Annotated in this window: 17 protein-coding genes and 1 pseudogene; 12 read left to right on the forward strand and 6 right to left on the reverse strand. The window is 44.7% G+C overall.

The window, feature by feature from the left end; all coding sequences use genetic code 11:
* The first annotated feature begins 150 nt into the window (after nt 1–150).
* The 5 genes from MMG82_RS12510 (at nt 151) to MMG82_RS12530 (ending at nt 3,826) form a co-directional block, all read left to right on the forward strand.
* Nucleotides 151–678, forward strand: a complete 528-nt coding sequence (locus MMG82_RS12510) for a YbhB/YbcL family Raf kinase inhibitor-like protein (protein WP_226770084.1) — start codon at nt 151–153, stop codon at nt 676–678.
* 10 nt (nt 679–688) lie between these two features.
* Nucleotides 689–1,849, forward strand: a complete 1,161-nt coding sequence (locus MMG82_RS12515; protein WP_050991290.1) for an L-dopachrome tautomerase-related protein — start codon at nt 689–691, stop codon at nt 1,847–1,849.
* Nucleotides 1,850–1,873: 24 nt separating this feature from the next.
* Nucleotides 1,874–2,335 (forward strand): VOC family protein, encoded by a 462-nt coding sequence (locus MMG82_RS12520; RefSeq protein ID WP_037417625.1) that lies wholly within the window; start codon nt 1,874–1,876, stop codon nt 2,333–2,335.
* A gap of 88 nt (nt 2,336–2,423) precedes the next feature.
* Nucleotides 2,424–3,335, forward strand: a complete 912-nt coding sequence (locus tag MMG82_RS12525; RefSeq protein WP_241406916.1) for a glycine betaine ABC transporter substrate-binding protein — start codon at nt 2,424–2,426, stop codon at nt 3,333–3,335.
* On the forward strand, nt 3,332–3,826 hold the full coding sequence (locus MMG82_RS12530; protein WP_241406917.1) for an Atu1372/SO_1960 family protein: 495 nt from the start codon (nt 3,332–3,334) through the stop codon (nt 3,824–3,826). The genes MMG82_RS12525 and MMG82_RS12530 overlap by 4 nt, the downstream gene beginning before the upstream one ends.
* Nucleotides 3,827–3,920: 94 nt before the next feature.
* On the opposite strand, the gene hppD is transcribed toward MMG82_RS12530, so the two are convergent.
* A complete protein-coding gene (hppD, locus tag MMG82_RS12535) occupies nt 3,921–4,961 on the reverse strand; it encodes a 4-hydroxyphenylpyruvate dioxygenase (RefSeq protein ID WP_241406918.1) in 1,041 nt (346 codons plus the stop codon).
* A gap of 115 nt (nt 4,962–5,076) precedes the next feature.
* Nucleotides 5,077–6,237 carry a homogentisate 1,2-dioxygenase gene (locus MMG82_RS12540; protein WP_037425347.1) on the reverse strand — a complete coding sequence of 387 codons (1,161 nt, stop codon included), beginning with the start codon at nt 6,235–6,237 and terminating at the stop codon, nt 5,077–5,079.
* A 216-nt stretch (nt 6,238–6,453) separates the two neighbouring features.
* Between MMG82_RS12540 and MMG82_RS12545 the strand changes: the two genes are divergently transcribed.
* Both MMG82_RS12545 and MMG82_RS12550 read left to right on the forward strand, forming a co-directional pair.
* Entirely contained in the window at nt 6,454–7,368 is a 915-nt protein-coding gene (locus MMG82_RS12545) for a LysR family transcriptional regulator (protein WP_241406919.1), read from the forward strand.
* Nucleotides 7,369–7,516: 148 nt separating this feature from the next.
* Complete coding sequence (locus MMG82_RS12550; RefSeq protein WP_241406920.1) at nt 7,517–8,311, forward strand: TIGR00266 family protein; 795 nt, start codon at nt 7,517–7,519, stop codon at nt 8,309–8,311.
* A 122-nt stretch (nt 8,312–8,433) separates the two neighbouring features.
* Here MMG82_RS12550 and MMG82_RS12555 read toward each other — a convergent pair whose 3' ends face one another.
* The 3 genes from MMG82_RS12555 to MMG82_RS12565 form a co-directional block, all read right to left on the reverse strand.
* Nucleotides 8,434–9,693: a hypothetical protein gene (locus tag MMG82_RS12555; protein ID WP_241406921.1), complete on the reverse strand. Its 1,260-nt coding sequence runs from the start codon at nt 9,691–9,693 to the stop codon at nt 8,434–8,436.
* Nucleotides 9,694–10,136: 443 nt separating this feature from the next.
* Nucleotides 10,137–10,469 (reverse strand): hypothetical protein, encoded by a 333-nt coding sequence (locus MMG82_RS12560; protein ID WP_037425338.1) that lies wholly within the window; start codon nt 10,467–10,469, stop codon nt 10,137–10,139.
* A gap of 75 nt (nt 10,470–10,544) precedes the next feature.
* Nucleotides 10,545–11,006, reverse strand: a complete 462-nt coding sequence (locus tag MMG82_RS12565; protein ID WP_037417654.1) for an EVE domain-containing protein — start codon at nt 11,004–11,006, stop codon at nt 10,545–10,547.
* Nucleotides 11,007–11,308: 302 nt separating this feature from the next.
* Here MMG82_RS12565 and MMG82_RS12570 point away from each other — a divergent pair, with 302 nt between their 5' ends.
* The 4 genes and pseudogenes from MMG82_RS12570 to MMG82_RS12585 form a co-directional block, all read left to right on the forward strand.
* Nucleotides 11,309–11,689: a DUF6508 domain-containing protein gene (locus MMG82_RS12570; protein ID WP_047536754.1), complete on the forward strand. Its 381-nt coding sequence runs from the start codon at nt 11,309–11,311 to the stop codon at nt 11,687–11,689.
* 125 nt (nt 11,690–11,814) lie between these two features.
* Nucleotides 11,815–13,539 (forward strand): AMP-binding protein, encoded by a 1,725-nt coding sequence (locus MMG82_RS12575; protein WP_037425333.1) that lies wholly within the window; start codon nt 11,815–11,817, stop codon nt 13,537–13,539.
* Nucleotides 13,540–13,854: 315 nt separating this feature from the next.
* Entirely contained in the window at nt 13,855–14,607 is a 753-nt protein-coding gene (locus tag MMG82_RS12580) for a transporter substrate-binding domain-containing protein (RefSeq protein ID WP_240292129.1), read from the forward strand.
* Between the two features lie 72 nt (nt 14,608–14,679).
* Nucleotides 14,680–15,030, forward strand: a pseudogene (locus tag MMG82_RS12585) (alpha/beta hydrolase); the annotation flags it as partial.
* A gap of 52 nt (nt 15,031–15,082) precedes the next feature.
* On the opposite strand, the gene MMG82_RS12590 reads toward MMG82_RS12585, so the two are convergent.
* A complete protein-coding gene (locus MMG82_RS12590; protein ID WP_047536757.1) occupies nt 15,083–15,490 on the reverse strand; it encodes a YccF domain-containing protein in 408 nt (135 codons plus the stop codon).
* 253 nt (nt 15,491–15,743) lie between these two features.
* On the opposite strand from MMG82_RS12590, the gene MMG82_RS12595 reads away from it, so the two are divergent.
* Nucleotides 15,744–16,694 (forward strand): pyridoxal-phosphate dependent enzyme, encoded by a 951-nt coding sequence (locus tag MMG82_RS12595; RefSeq protein ID WP_037417666.1) that lies wholly within the window; start codon nt 15,744–15,746, stop codon nt 16,692–16,694.
* Nucleotides 16,695–16,774: the final 80 nt, after the last annotated feature.

Raw genomic sequence — 16,774 nt, forward strand, 5'->3', positions numbered from 1 at the left:
AAGCGTGACTTATCAAACTAAGAACTCAGGTTATGCTTGTTCACAATTCTATTTCTATAGTGAGTGAATACGATGATACAAGGATTTTCTACTGCTTATTTGTTTCAATTGTCTCTTATAACCAGTGCTATGTTATTAAGTCCGGCAAGCATGAGTGCGCAAGATAAACCCATTAAAACGACTTCATTAGATAGCGCTACAACGTTTAGCTTGCAGAGTAATTTAACACCTAATGCCTCTATTCCGGCCGATTATTATTGGAATCAATTTGGTTGTTCGGGTGCCAATCTGGCTCCAAAGTTAACCTGGGAACACGCCCCAAAAGGTACTCAAAGTTTTGCGGTCACTTTTTATGATAAAGATGCCCCCACTGGTAGTGGTTTCTGGCATCGAGTAGTTTACAACATTCCATCACAAATCAATCAATTGGAAGGTGGGGTAAATGGAGGAACATTACCCGCTGAGGCGATTGAGGCCAATACGGATTTAGGTAAACCAGGATTTTTTGGCCCTTGCCCACCTAAGGGACGTGAACACCGATATGTATGGACAGTGCATGCCTTGGATGTTGCGAAGTTACCGATTGACGCCAATGCTAGTCCCGCCTTAGTGGGTTTTTATCTATGGCAACATCGCCTAGCTGAAGCAAACTTGACTGTATTAGCGGGTTCAAAATAGGAGCAAGCTTATGAAATTTAATTCTTATCACCCCCTCATCGCTTCGCTCGTCATGTTAACAGGCCAAGCATTTATCTCACCTAACCTGATGGCTCAGCAAGCTGCAATACCACAGGCGCAACCTGAGGTTTATGCCACGCTTGATGGTGCTGTTGGCGGCATTAGTTTTACCTCAACCGATAGGCTTATCTTTAGTTATCACCCTTTTTATCAACCTAAAGTCAAGGTGGGTGAATTGTTGGCAGATGGCAAAGTAAACCCATTTCCTAATTCAGATTGGCAACAATGTCATGATCCTCAAGGAAAACCGAAAGATCCTAATACTTGTTTAAATTGGGTTTTAGGTTTGCGAACCGACGATCGGGACCGAGTATGGTTGCTCGATTCTGGCCAAGCTGAACCCAGAATTGAGCCTAAGTTGGTGGCATGGGATACCCGTAAAAATCAATTAGACCGGATTATTCCGTTGCCATTCCCTGTGTCTATTCCTGAATCGCAGCACAATGACTTTGTTATTTCAAACCGTCATCAAGCGATTGTGATTGCTGATGAAGGTATTGCAACGGGTCCTGTTGGTGATAAGGCTGCCTTAGTTGTCGTGGATTTAACCACGGGTAAGAGTCGGCGTGTATTACAGGGGGATACTAGCGTGATGCCTGATCTGAAGCGACCGCTGATTATTGATAGTACCAGTGCCAATCCAAAGCGTATTGACGTGTTTGTTGGCGCCGATGGTATTGCCTTAGACAATGCCCAACATTGGCTTTATTTTGCGCCGATGAATAAGGACAAAGTCTATCGTGTCGCGATGGCAGATCTACTTAACCCGGATCTCAGCCCGAAGGCGCTGTCCGCCAAGGTTGAAGAATACGCGGATAAGCCAAATAACGGCGGGTTAAGCATTGATTCAGTAGATAATCTTTATCTAACCGATGTGGGTGAGCGCGCTATCGGCATTATCCCTGCCACGGGTCGCCAATATCAAACCTATGTGCATGACGAGCGCATGGTGTGGCCTGATGGTGTGAGCTTTGGCAAAGAGGGCTACCTGTATACTGGCGCTGCCCAACTGCCGCTGTCCGCTGCATTAAACAATGGCAAAGCAGAAAATCGTCCACCTTATTATATCTTCCGCTTTAAGCCATTAGCTGCCGGCGTTCCGGGTAACTAACTGTTAAAACCAGGAGTAAATCACATGAATATTGTTGGATTAGACCACTTTACGATCCGTACCCCGATATTGGCTGAAACGGTTCAGTTTTATCAAGTCATCCTTGGGTTAACGCAAGGTTGGCGGCCACGGTTTGGTTTTCCTGGTCATTGGCTTTATGCGCAAGAGAAACCTATTTTGCATTTAGTGGAAGTTGGGAGTCGAGCGTTAGATGCTTATTTGGGCGAGAGCAGTGCACTGTTTGGTTCGGGTCGGGTTGATCACCTTTCTTTTCGGGGGACGAATTTGGCCCAAATGCAGCAGCATCTATGCCGACAACAATGCCCATTTAGGGAGCGAATTGTCCCAGAGATTGGAGAGCATCAATTATTTATTGAAGATCCCAATGGCATTACGGTGGAAATGATTTTTCCCTATGCAAGAGATAACGCCATCGTGGGTGTCGCGATGGAAAGACTGGCAATTTTGCCTGAGGGATCAGCCTAAATGTCGCAAGTCGATCTCGCACGATAGCACAATTGATAACCGTGGGCGTGTTGCCTCATCTAGCTTGTTTTCCCTTGGAGCGATAGCAATGAACTTAATCGATGATCTTCAACAAAAACAATTATGTAATGACCAACATGCCCATTATCACACAATGCCAATTCGTTTAGGTGTAACGGATTTAAGCTTTCATCGGGTAACGGCGGCAGTTGTTGCCCAGGTAATGCGACGGATGGGCAAACAAGTTGAGCTAAGTTATGCCCTGCATGAGGCCAATTTTAATCGGCTCAAGCTTGGGCAGATAGATTTGCTTTGCTCGGCTTGGTTACCTCACAGTCATGGGGTGTATCGGCAGGAGGTTGAGACTCAAGCTGCAACGCGTGAATTAGGGCTACATTATGAGCCTTACGCACTTTGGGGTGTACCAGATTATGTGCCTGAAGATGCGGTTTCACGCATCGAAGACTTGCTTAAACCTGAGGTAAAACAACGGATGCGGCCGATTATTCAAGGTATTGGTGAAGGTGCAGGTATCACCCGTTTTTCTAAAAATATCATGGCACAATATGGATTAGCTGTGGCAGGTTATCAGTTTAGAACGGGTACTCAGGCCGATTGTGTGGCGGCATTTGAATCAGCAGTGTCAGTACGGGACTGGGTCATTGTGCCATTGTGGCATCCGCAATTTTTACACCATCAATATGGTATTCGTGATCTTCAGGACTCAAAAGGGTTACTCGGGGGAAAAGATAAAGCGGTTTTGCTCGCCCGTGAACGCGAGTTAGCGATTAATTTCTCGCCTGCACAAATTCAAGTACTTGATAACATAGTGTTATCGAATCAAATTGTTGCAGAACTCGATTATGCGGTTAATCGACAAGGAATGACGGAAGATGAGGCCGCTGCGAACTGGCTGGAAGCCAATCCTTCGCATTTGACGACGTGGTTAGCTCCGCTGCTTAATCCTTCGAATGTCACATCTCAGGAGGTGACATTATGATGAACACTCCGGAATCGCGGTTAGTGGCTGCTGGGCTTGAATTACCTGAAGTTGCAGCGGCGCTTGGAAATTACGAACCTTATTCAATTGTTGGTAGCCAATTAATGACTTCGGGTCAGTTTCCCTATTTACAGGGGAAGCTTAAGTATCAAGGACAATTGGGCACAGATCATACTGTTGGTGAAGGTTACGCGGCCTGTCGTCTTGCTACCCTAAATGCCATAGCGCAATTGAAACAGGCTTGTGGTGAGCTGTCGCGAATAAAACAAATTTACCGCTTAGAAGGGGTGCTAAATGTTCATCAATCTTGCTTTGAACATCCTAAAGCACTCGATGGCGCTTCGGATTTATTGCTCGAGATTTTCGGCGACGCTGGGCGTCACAGCCGAATGATTTGGACTAACCCCGTCATGCCGTTAAACAGTTTATGTTTGGTCTATTTATTTGCCGAGTTACATGAGGATTCTCAACTCGCGCAGCAGACGGCATAAACCTAACCCATGTTTGCGGTTAAAAAGCTTAGCGATAAAAATGCCGCTCGCAGTAAAGCGAGCGGCATCATTCAATCTATCTCACTCACTGTTGTTACAGTACGCCGCGGCGCATTTGATCGCGTTCAATCGATTGGAACAGGGCGGTAAAGTTACCTTCACCAAAACCTAAGTTGTTCTTACGTTGAATTATTTCGATAAAGATTGGGCCAAACAGGTTCTTAGTGAAGATCTGCAATAAATAGCCTGATTCGTCACCGTCCACTAGAATTTGGTGATGCTTGATACGTTCACGGTTTTCGGTCACTTGCGGGACTTTATCGAAAATGGTGTCGTAATATTCGGGAATAATATCCAAGCATTGAATCGAGCTACCTTCCATTGCATCCAGAGATTTAACGATATCACGGCTTCTAAAGGCTAAATGTTGTACGCCTGGGCCATTGTATTCCTTCAGGTATTCATCGATTTGGTTCTTATCGTTGCCTTTACCTTCGTTAATCGGAATACAGAAACTGCCATCGGGTGAACGCAGGGCGTAGGACACCAGTGCGGTTTGTACGCCGCTGATGTCGAAGTAACGTACTTCAGTAAAACCAAAGATGTTTTTGTAGAAGTTCGCCCAATGCTCCATGGTGCCTTTATAGACGTTATTGGTTAAGTGATCGACTTCGATAAAGCCTTTCTCTTGGGTGATGACTTGCTCGCTTAAGTCTTCAAAGTCAGTGGCATAGATATTGTTGTCGGCACCAAAGGTGTCGATAAAATAAATTAAGCTATTGCCAATACCATAAATCGCCGGATAGGGCAGATCTTTGTTGGCATCATCGGCGGGTTTTGCACCACGCTCAACGGCAACGCGATAGGCAAACCCTGCGTCTTCCACGCGCCAGCCCATAGAGCAAATAGCGGGACCGTGGGATTTGGCAAATTCTGCCGAAAACCCTTCGCGCTCCTTATTGAGCAGGAAGTTAATATCATTTTGTTTATAGTACAAAATATCTTTATTCTTGGCTTTTTTCAGCAGTGAAAAACCAAAATCGATAAACACTTTGTGCATAAAATCGCTGTCGGGGCTGGCGAATTCGGTGAATTCGATACCTAATAAGCCCAGTGGATTGAGTTCGCTTGCCATGATCTGTTCCTCTTGATTAATTCAACACGCAGTCACTCTTATTGCCTTGTTTACGGTGGTGACTTACGGCTAGTTGCTTAGTTAATAAACCCTTCACTAGTTTTGCTGTGCAGATTTAGTTTTCTAGCCAGGAGCGGTTGTAGTCTTTACTCATGCAATTTTGCACATGTTCGGTTAGTTTCAGTGGGGCGAAGGTGTCCACCATCACTGCATATTCATAGGTTTCTTTTTTGCCAATCGAGGCTTCGGTGCGGCCGGGCTGCGGGCCGTGCGCTACGCCTTTTTGGTGTAGGGTAATGTAGCCAGCTTCAATCCCGGTACGGCTCATAAAGTCGCCATCGACGTAGTACAGCACTTCGTCACTATCAATGTTGTTGTGGTAGTAAGGCGCGGGGATGGCGCGCTCATGGAAGTCATAGGGGCGCGGCACAAAGTTACATACCACAAAGTTGTGGGCGGTAAACACTAAGTGATCTGACGGCGGCAAGTGAATTTTGCCAACTTTAGGCGCGTATTCGGTGATGTTAAATGCCCAGGGGTAAACACAACCGTCCCAACCTACAAGGTCAAAGGGATGCCATTCTAGCGTTGTAAGCTGGTACTTATCGCCAAATTTACACACCAGCGGGAAGGCGCCGCGTTCAACTACGGCAGCTTGCAATACTGGCGTGCGTAGATCGCGCTCACAGTAGGGCGCTGATTCAAGTAACTGGCCGTATTCATTACGGAAATGCTTAGGCACTTCCACCATTGAAAAGGCTTCAATCACGAATAAACGTACATTGTTGTAATCGTTAAATTTGAGCTGATGCGTAGTGCCGCGTGGGATCACTAAGTAGTCCCATTTTTTAATCTCTAGGGTGCCATATTCACTGTAGAGCGTGCCTTCACCTTCGTGTACAAACACTACTTCATCGGCGTAGGCATTACGGTAAAACTCCGGCGTGTCTTGGGTGACTTTTGCGGTGTAAAGTGCCACATCATTGTTATAAAAGATTTTGTTGCGGGCGCTAAAGAAGTTGCCTTCACGATCGGCTGTGCGCGAATCCAGTTTATAGTTTTGGACTAATGAATCTTCCCATTGGGCACCGTGACCGAGGTGGTAGGGCGCGACTTCCAATGCCTTCGTCGGCATATTGTGGTGATATTTATTCGAGTAAATATTGGAAAAACCATGGGTTGAAAACAGCTCCTCACGGTATAGCTCGCCGTTTTCCTTCTCAAATGCGATATGGCGCTTATGGGGTACTTGGCCTTGTTTCACATAAAATGGCATGGTGGATCCTTGAGTTTTATGCGCTGTGAGCTGTGCCTACAGCGCTTATTGTTATGTTGCAAGTTGCATTACTGTGATCTTCTTATCAATTTAGTTGCTTAGATGAACAAAAAAAAGAATAATAAATCTGTCATCTCAATCTAAAAAATAGATGGTATTAACTACTTTACGCTTCGTAGCGATTGCGTGACATTTTTATTCGGTCAAGGAGTCCCCATGCGCATCGATATTGATGCTTTTAATGTGTTGCAAGTGCTGGTGGAAGAGGGCAGTTTTGCTAAGGCTGCCGAGCGTTTGCATAAGGCGCAATCGGCGGTGAGCTATCAGGTCAAAAAGCTAGAGGAATATTTAGGTGTGCAACTTTTTAGCCGTGACCAATACCGCGCCGAGCTGACGAGTGAAGGGCGGGTGATCTTGGCCGAGGGGCAAAGACTGTTACAACACCTTGCCAATATTGAACATCTTGCCAGTCGTTTTAGTGAAGGTTGGGAACCAAAACTGGAGTTAGTGATCGATGGCGCCTTGCCGATGGAGCCGATTATGACGGCGCTTAAACGAATGGCTGAGCATCAAATTCCAACGAAAATTCAGCTCAACATGGAGTTTCTCGGCGGTGTGCAGCATAGATTCGAACGTGATAATGCGGATCTGATGTTGGTTAAAGACTACCGCACCGGCCCCTATTATCACCCACAGCCGCTGCCAGCGATTACTAGCGTGCTGGTGACGAGTGCTTCACATCCGCTGGCACTATTAAAAAAAATCAGTCTGCCTGAGTTACAGCAGCACGTTGAGTTGACTATCGAAGATTCCTCTCCCAATAAAACCTATCGAGATGAGCTGCAATTCGGCGGCGATAAAGTGTTTTATCTTTCTGGTTTTATTATGAAAAAGAATGCGTTATTAAAAGGACTCGGCTTTGGCTGGCTGCCAGACTTTTTAGTGCAAGAGGAACTTTTGAGCGGTGAGTTGGTGGAGGTCGACTTTGTCGGTGGCAGTCGTTATACCTTTATCCCCCAATTAGTGTCGACCCTTGAGCGGCCCCTAGGGCGTGCGGGTAAGCTATTTACGGAATTGATTTTAGAGGAATTTGCTAAAGCAGAGCAGTTTAACGGCGTTGGATTAGGATAAACCTCATATTACGAAATGATTTGAAACAACGAGAACAATAAAAATAATCGCCTTTTGACATTTTATGTCATAAAGTAACTCACAGAAGTGGGCGATGTGGATGTAGTACGCCCAGTCAATAAGGACCGACAGAATAAAGGGGAATCGTATGTCTAGACGTTGTCATGAAGTGGATTATGAAATCATCGGCCACAGTATGCAGTTGGTTGAGGTAGAACTTGATCCCAACGAAACCGTAATAGCCGAAGCGGGGGCAATGAATTATCTGGAGCAGGACATTAGCTTCGAGGCTAAGATGGGCGATGGCTCCGAGCCAGAGTCAGGCTTTTTTGGCAAATTAATGGGTGCGGGTAAGCGGGCGTTGACTGGGGAGAGCATCTTTATGACGCACTTTACGAACCTCGGACATCAAAAACGCAAAGTCGCCTTTGCCGCGCCTTATCCTGGTACGATTTTGGCGATAGATCTCGCCCAATATGGTGGCGAGCTGGTTTGTCAGAAAGACAGTTTTCTTGCCGCCGCACTCGGAACTCGCGTTAGCATGAAGTTTAACCGCCGCTTAGGTACAGGCTTTTTTGGTGGTGAAGGGTTTATTTTGCAGAGTTTACAAGGCGATGGCATGGCGTTTATCCATGCGGGTGGCACGCTGATTAAAAAGGAACTAAAAGGTGAGACCTTAAGGGTCGATACCGGTTGTCTCGTCGGTTTTACCCCAGGCATTGACTATGATATTGATCGCGCAGGCTCATTAAAATCGATGTTTTTTGGTGGCGAGGGGTTATTTTTAGCCACCTTAAAGGGCCATGGCACGGTATGGTTACAGAGTCTGCCGTTCTCGCGTATGGCCGATCGCATTATTGCTCACGCCCCTTCTGTTGGCGGTAGCGATCGCGGTGAAGGTTCAGTCCTCGGCGGTCTTGGTCGTATGATTGATGGCCGTTAAGATATCGGTCAAATCGACATAAACCGTAAAATCTAGCTATCATGCTTTCTACTGGTCAGGCATCCTAAACAAGCTTATGGGATGCCTTTTTTATTGTCGTTTTTGGTTTGCTTAAGCGGGTTTTATTTGTGTTTAAGACCTTGCTGAATGCGCTTTTCAACCTGTCTCGATATCAAATACATCACTAAATAACCTGTGCCTAAGGCCAAAATCACCGCCACAACATTTTCTGTATACAATCGATAAGCGTAGAAAGTGCCAATCAGTACGACGATACCACTAAGGCGTATGAGTAGGCTTTGGGTAAAATAGCCATGGGCTTTGAGATTGGCTAACTGATAGCCATTAAGCATCATAAAGATAAAGAACATGGAGAAATGCATTAACACTGGAGCGGCTTTAAGGTATTGCTCAGGAAACAACCAAGCCACCAATGGCTTACTTGCGAATAACATCATCACGAAAAATATTCCGCTGACCCACAACGAAACCTTTGTCAGCCATGATTTGATTTGCTGAACCTCCTCAAAGCGTTTTTCTCGCACGCACACTGCGACTTCGGGTAGTACAAAACGGTAAATGGGGAAGACAAAAAGTAGGGTGAGGTATGTGATCATCGGCCGCACTACCACTTGGAAATCACCCAATTCGTCTATGCTGAAATAAGCAATAGTCAGTAGTACTGTAATGTAAATCATCAAGATACTGGCACCCGCTTCCATTGAGGCGGTCAGACTTTTCTTCATAAAATTGCGTAAATCCGTATCAAAATGCACCGCAGTTAAGGGCGGTGTGGCGATATCCTTGCGCCGTTTGAAGTACATATAGAAGGCAACGATGAGTGATGACAGTGTCATACTGTAAAAGAGTGATGCAATGGCAGTTTGTTGTAACCCATAAAAACAGAATAAAAAGCTGGTCACTTGCGCGAGTGGCTCTAACCAAGTGACTCGATTGGAAATGGCATATAGCCGGTACATGGCAATTTGATTGGTAAAATAGACCTTGAGCCCCATACTCAAAATAATCCCAACCAATTGAAAATATTCTACATTAAGCTGGAGTTTGTGTTTGATATAAGGCAACACAACGCCCCACGCGAGTAGCACCATTGCGATTAAGCTGTAGCGGAATATATTAGTGATATCCACATCTTGCTTGGTTTGAGAGTAGGTTACTACCATAGAAGAGCGAAACCCTGTCATCAAGATCAGTGATAACGAAATGATATCGATAACAGTGTGATAGAGTGCAAGATCAGCTTTGACTACCCATTGTGCTAACCAAAGTTTAAATAGAAAACCCACGACAATACTGGCCAGCGATGCCCAAAAACCTGTAACAATCGCTTGCTTAACCCGTTGAAGTGAAGTTTGTTCCATATTCAAAATCCAGCGTTAGTTTGCGATCATTATGTGGATGGAATGCATGCAATTCGGCTTATGCTTCAAGCGCATCATCCCATTAGATTGGTGACACAATGGCTTTTTTGATGCTTGTTTTATTGAGTTGAAGCTGTGTTGTACGCGAAGGTTTTAAGATGCTTAGCATCGATACGGCTTCAGTTATTGCACGCCACGGCAGCCGTTTCATCTTATATTTATGCGCAGCTTCATAGTTGCAGAGTCTAACATCCTACCGATTTTCGACCAAACAGCAGAGCGTAAAGATATGATAAATATCAGCATATTGCTTAGATGTAACACTTGTTATTAATGTGCCGATAACGATGTAGTTATCGGAATCAACTTAAGGTGAGATAAAAGCATTGGCTAAAATGTTGGCACTCTCAAAAATAGTTGAGCTTGCCAACGAATGATCTGCACTAATCAGTAATGATATTGACGATATCGAGGATCTTGCGACTCTTTTCATCCAATTTAATAATTGCACCCTCGACTTGGATACTGATCCTTCCCTCTCTATCTAAGGGCACAACAATACGTCCGCGGTCATAAATATCGTAATCTAAGATATCACCACGGTGCAGTTTTTTCTGCCAACCTGGAGGGAGAGGCTGACCCTTATCTACTTTCTTCTGTAGGCCAGGAGGTAAGCCAGTATCTCTCTTGTCATGTTCAGGTTTCGCCAAAGTGACCGACGGGGCTAGCAGACTGAGCACGACCCCACCCATTAGTGTTGCAGTTAATTTATTCATACTCACTTCCTTGGGTATTGCATTGTTAGGGCCAATCTAGCTTAGCTTAAATAAACTTTAGCTGAATATATGTCATTAACATCTGAGCATCAGTACGGCTTGCCATTGCTCGGCGGTAACGGGTTGAATACTTAGCCGTGAGCCTTTCGATACTAGGTACATATCAGCTAACTGCGGCAAGCTTTTAATTAAGCTGAGAGGAATGATTTCTTTGAATTGTTCCACAAAGCGAATATCGACCCTTAGCCATCTTGGGTTGCTAGGATCTGACTTAGGATCAAAATACTTTGATTCTGGATCAAAGGCCGTACTATCCGGGTAGGCGTTCGTTACCACTTCAGCAATGCCGACAATACCAGGTACTTTGCAGCTTGAATGATAGAAGAAGACCTGATCGCCTATTTGCATGGCATCGCGCATAAAGTTACGTGCTTGGTAGTTACGGATCCCAAACCAAGCTTCGGTTTGATTAGGCCTTGCTTTAAGATCTTCGATACTAAATTCGTCGGGTTCCGATTTCATAAGCCAGTAATTCATTTTGTGTCCTTTTACTGAAATAACAGTCTTATCGCGTTAATTCCTTGAGTTTATCTTAGTTTTTACTGACCTCCCAGTTAACTGTATTGATGGCTGCGTATTTTGAACCGTTAAGTCAGTGTTCAGTTAACACCGCTTACCCTGTCATCACTATCGAGTCTGGTATGACTGATGCTGCAATTGCAGCAATGCAATATCACAACTCAATACAAGCAAAGTTGACGAGTTTAGGTTAAGCCCAAGCGAATTTTTCAATCCCTGACTTATAAACAAGAGTAATGTTGAAATCAGTGAGGTGTGCTATGGAAGCTTCAACAATGACGACAGACTGTGGTTTATACACTAAATATCTTAAGGATTTCACCGCAGGTGATGCGAGTTTACACCGTGATCGCATGTTGGAATTTATTAGCGATTTAACCGCTCAGGGCTGGTTACTTGCTAATTTTACTTGGGATTATTGGTATAATAACAGTTACTTGGTGGATAAGCCCGCTTATATCCGTGATGCCAGTGTGGCCCAATGCCGCCTATTATTGACCGCAATGACACGTTTAGAGGTTTTTAGCCCAGGGGTGTTAGAGAATATGCGCCGCCAAGGAGTGCTACTGGCGATTATGGAGCGTCTGCAGTGTCTAGAGGGACCAACATCCAATAACCAGGATGCATTTATGAGCCGTTAATCGGGTTTTAGGGAAAGGGAGTGACCTTACTCTTTAGTCTAATACTGGATTTTTTACTTGTGACATGTTCCGTGGATTGGTTAGTTTTGACCACGCTAACCATAATAAAAAGCACGGAGGCCTTAATGTCTGCTTCAAAGACTCAAGCAACAAATCAACCCACTAGTCCACTTAAATATAGTGAGTTTCGGGGAGCTAACGCCCCAAAACTTGTTGAAAAAACCATAGGACAATACCTTAACGATATTGCTAACACCTATCCCGAACAGTTAGCCGTTGTCGTTAACCATCAAAATATTCGCTGGAATTACCGTCAATATCTTGCACAAATCGACGCGCTTGCAACAGGTTTACTCAAATTAGGCATAGGTCCAGGGGACCGCGTCGGTATTTGGTCACCCAATAATATTGAGTGGTGTTTAACCCAATTTGCTACTGCCAAAATTGGCGCCATCATGGTGTGTATTAACCCCGCTTACCGCCCTGAAGAATTACAATATGCCTTGACTAATGTGGGTTGTCGCGCGGTGATCTGCGCTGATAAATTCAAGTCCAGCAACTACTTGCAGATGCTCTACGAGCTTGCGCCTGAACTTAAGCAGTGCGCTGCGGGTCAATTGCAGGCTAAGGCATTACCAGAGTTGCAATTTGTGATCCGCATGGGAGCTGAAAAGTCTCCCGGCATGTTGAACTTCGATGACTTATTAGTCGAGGTGAGCGAAGATGATAAAGCAATGCTTGCGCGTATTGCCAATGAACTCACCCCCTATGATGCGATTAATATCCAATTTACCTCTGGCACAACGGGTAGCCCAAAGGGGGCGACCTTATCGCACCATAACATCTTGAATAACGGTTATTTAGTGGCCGAGGCAATGAGGTTTACCTGTGATGATAAGCTCTGTATCCCCGTACCTTTGTACCATTGTTTTGGTATGGTGCTAGGTAATCTCGTTTGCTTGGCTAAGGGCGCAGCAGCTATATTCCCGGGGGATTCTTTCGATCCTCTCACGACCTTAGAAGTGATTGAGCGTGAGCGCTGCACCGCACTGCACGGTGTTCCCACCATGTTTATTGCCGAGTTAGAACATCCTGAATTTAAACGTTTTGATCTCAGTTCGTTGCGTACGGGCGTGATGGCGGGGGCGACTTGTCCTGAAGAGGTTATGCGTCGTGTACAGCAGTTGATGTACATGCAGGAGGTGTTAATCGGCTATGGCCAAACCGAGTGCAGTCCGTTAAATCACATTACTGAAATCGATTCTCCAGTGGAGAAGCGTGTTCTCACCGTTGGTCGGGCGTTACCCCATACTGAAGTGAAAATTGTCAATGAGTTTGGCGAAGTGCTGCCAATTAATCAGCCCGGTGAAGTCTGTAGCCGAGGATATTGCATCATGCAATGTTATTGGAATGATCCTGAAAAAACCGCCGCCACAATTGACAGTGAAGGTTGGTTACATTCGGGCGATATTGGCCAAATGGATGAGCAAGGTTACGTGCAAATTGTGGGGCGGATTAAGGATATGATTATTCGCGGGGGCGAGAATATCTATCCCCGAGAAATTGAAGAAAAACTCTATACCCACAAAGATGTGCAGGATGCCGCGGTGTTTGGCGTCCACAGTGATAAATATGGTGAGGAAGTCTGTGCGTGGATTAAAGTCCGCTCAGGGGCGTCGATTACTGAGGAGGATATTCGTCATTTCCTTACCGAAAAGTTCGCCTATTTTAAAGTGCCACGTTATATCAAATTTGTGGACCAATACCCGATGACCGTTACGGGTAAAATCCAAAAATTTAAAATGCGCGAGCTGATGTATCAAGAGCTGTACGAAGATATTAATGCCTAAAAGGCATAAACTTTCAAACCGACCCAAGCCCGAACGCTTGGGTTTATTTTTATATGGCCATCTGTGCTTAAGGAAAACATTGTCGCATGACCATCAGGTTTTCCTTCAGTCTTCCCCTTGTCGTAAAGATGTCGTTTTTGGCGGCGATAGTTCTGCCTACTCCGAGCATTGCTGTCTTAGCGTGGTTCTACAAGGCTAAACAGATAACAAATATTCGCTGTACCTATAGGTATGGCTGATTATACTGAATAGAGTTAAACCGATGAGCTATTTGTTTTTTTAGCGATTAATAGATGAGTCTTTGATGGAGGCATTATGATCCGCTGGTGCCCACTGATGTTTAGTTGCCTATTAACCGTGGCAAATACGACATTTGCAGACACGCTGAAGCTAACGTCATTACTTTGGCCGCCGTATTCCGGCTATCAACTCCAGCACCAAGGCGCGAGTGTTGCGGTGGCTAAGGCGGCGTTTGAGCAAATGGAACAACAACTTATCGTGGATTTTTACCCTTGGAGCCGCGCGATTAAATTAGCCGTTATGCCGGGCTCTGACTACATTGGCTATTTTCCAGAATATTATTTTGAAACCGATAAGTTTATTTTTTCTAAACCGATTGGTATTGGCCCATTAGGTATTGTTGAGCCAAAATCCCGTCCCATTAGTTGGCATCATTTAGCCGATTTGAATCGTTATACTTTAGGTATTGTGCAGGATTATGTGAATACCGACTCGCTGGATGTAATGATTGCTTCAGGGAGTCAACCTGTTGAAGCGGCAACATCCGATGAGCAAAATATCAAAAAGGTGGCGGCTGGTCGTATTGACGGCGCTGTGATTGATATTAATGTGCTGCATTATCTACTTAAACAACCCCACCTTCAGCCGCTCGCAGATAAGTTACAGGTCAATCGACAACTGATTGCCAATAAACAACTTTATGTCGCGTTTCGTAATACAGAAGAGGGACGGCGTTGGCGGGATATTTTTGATCAAGGTTTAGCGAAGCTCGATATTGATAGCATTATGGGCGATTTGTTATTTAAGCAAGAAGCCTTAAGTCAGTAATGCTATTTTGCACATAACCAAAGCTGTGAGATGACAAGTTTTGTCATCATTTTGTCTAACACTGCGAGTAATCAGTTGTGGGCGGTATTTCGTTATCACTGCTCAGCATGTTTGTGTGTGCCAGTGAGTATCTTGTCGGGTGATCGCGATGGGTTAGTCAAGATCCAAACCAGCAGGGCATTGGTACAATATTTTAAGGTCGACTTAGTTGTGTTGGCCTATTGTGGTCATGACATCACCATAGATGCGCCAGCTAAACTGGCGCATTATCTCTTTGAAATCATCTGCTCACCGGAGCAGGATGCGGGTGAGCAGTTTGCTGATAGCGCTGATTTACTCAATGAATAAAGGGATTATTACGAAGCAGAATTAGTGCAATCGCTGCCGAACTATGCATCAGCACTACCCACAGATGCTGAGTGATATGCCTTACGCCTTGGCGATCATGGTTATTACGCTTTCGCTACTGTGGTTATTACGCTTTCGCTACTATGGTTTGCCCAATCGGCGTTAGGCTTAACAGCGCCAGCTTAAGATGTTGGATCCCGAAAGGGATACCGATAATCGTCACAAAGCAGGCAAGAGCATGGGCCAAATGACCAATAGCCAACCAAATCCCAAACAGTAAGAACCAAATGATATTGCCCATCATGCCAAAGGCGCCTGTTCCTAAATCTTCACGGCCAGTTAAATGACGGCGATTAATTTGTTCTTGTCCAAAGGGCCAGAAGGTCAATTCACCAATCACAAAGCAGGCGCGACCAAAGGGAATACCGATAATACTGATAAAACACAAAATCCCCGCAAGCCACCAGGCTAGGCCCATCACAAATCCACCAAGGACAAACCAAGCAATATTGAAAATTAACCGTAGTAATGACATTGAAAACTCCTTATCGAATCCAAAATCTGTGCGACAGAAACAACATCTACACTCGAAATTATTAATTGATGCTTAAATGTCATAAGCGAGAATTATGCCAAAAGTTTTTTCATTAATAATCAATGGTATATTATAGTTTATACCTCTACGGATTGTGAGTTAAGCTAATATTTCGTGAATTTCCTTAATTCTTAGGAAGAATTTAACCAAGCCCGCGTTACACTAAACACCTTATCTCCCCTTGAGTAAATAAATGCTAGCTAATAGTCCCGTCGAATCATTTTCTTTTGCAGGCAGAGAGATCTTTCTTAAAAGAGATGATTTATTACATCCTGCTTTTAGTGGTAATAAGGCGCGTAAGTTTGCCTATTTTCTAGATCATGATTTTGCTGGTGTGACTAAGGTAATTGGTCATGGCTCCGCGCAGGCTAATTCACTGTATTCGCTGTCGGCGCTCGCCAAACTCAAAGGCTGGCAGTGTGATTTTTATGTGGACCATATTGCTAGCCACGTACTGACTTTACCGACAGGGAACTATGCCGCAGCTATCGCCAATGGCACACAGGTTATTGATTTATCAAGCCTGATAGCAGTTAATCCTTTTCTGCAGCGTGAGTCTAAGTGGACTTGTCATGACTACATTGAGCATCAAGTTTTGGCTGCTGAGCCTGACGCTTTATTTATTCCGGAAGGCGGGCGCTGTCAGTATGCGGAGTATGGTGTCAGTCTGTTAGCCGTTGAAATTGAGACTTGGGCAATGCAACAGGGACTGACTGAACTGAAAGTGTTTTTACCTGCGGGAACGGGAACCACGGCATTATTTTTAAACCAATATTTTGTGCGTAAGCAAAGTCACATTCGAGTGCTTACCTGCGCGGTTGTCGGTGGCGATGAGTATTTAGCGCAGCAGTTTTATGAGTTAAATCCTAACGCTGCTGAGCATCCACAGATTTTGAATGTGGGGAAGAAATACCACTTTGGTAAACTCTATCCTGAGTTTTATGCCATGTGGCAGCGAATTTGCGCCTCAGGTATTCAATTTGAATTACTCTACGATCCCTTAGGTTTTATAGTGTTAGAAAAATATTTACCGCAGTGGAGCGCAAGCCCTGTGATGTATATCCATCAAGGTGGTTTGCTTGGAAATGAAACCATGTTGCCACGTTATCAGCGTAAATTTGGTAAAAGTCGTAAGACCCTATAGAGCAGATGATTTACTTAGTGACGCTAAGACATAATATGTTTGAAGCGACGTAATCTCTAAGTTAAGCTTACGACGTCAAA

This window comes from Shewanella sp. MM_2022_3, assembly GCF_022557375.1.
In the GTDB taxonomy this organism is placed as follows: Bacteria; Pseudomonadota; Gammaproteobacteria; order Enterobacterales; family Shewanellaceae; genus Shewanella; species Shewanella xiamenensis.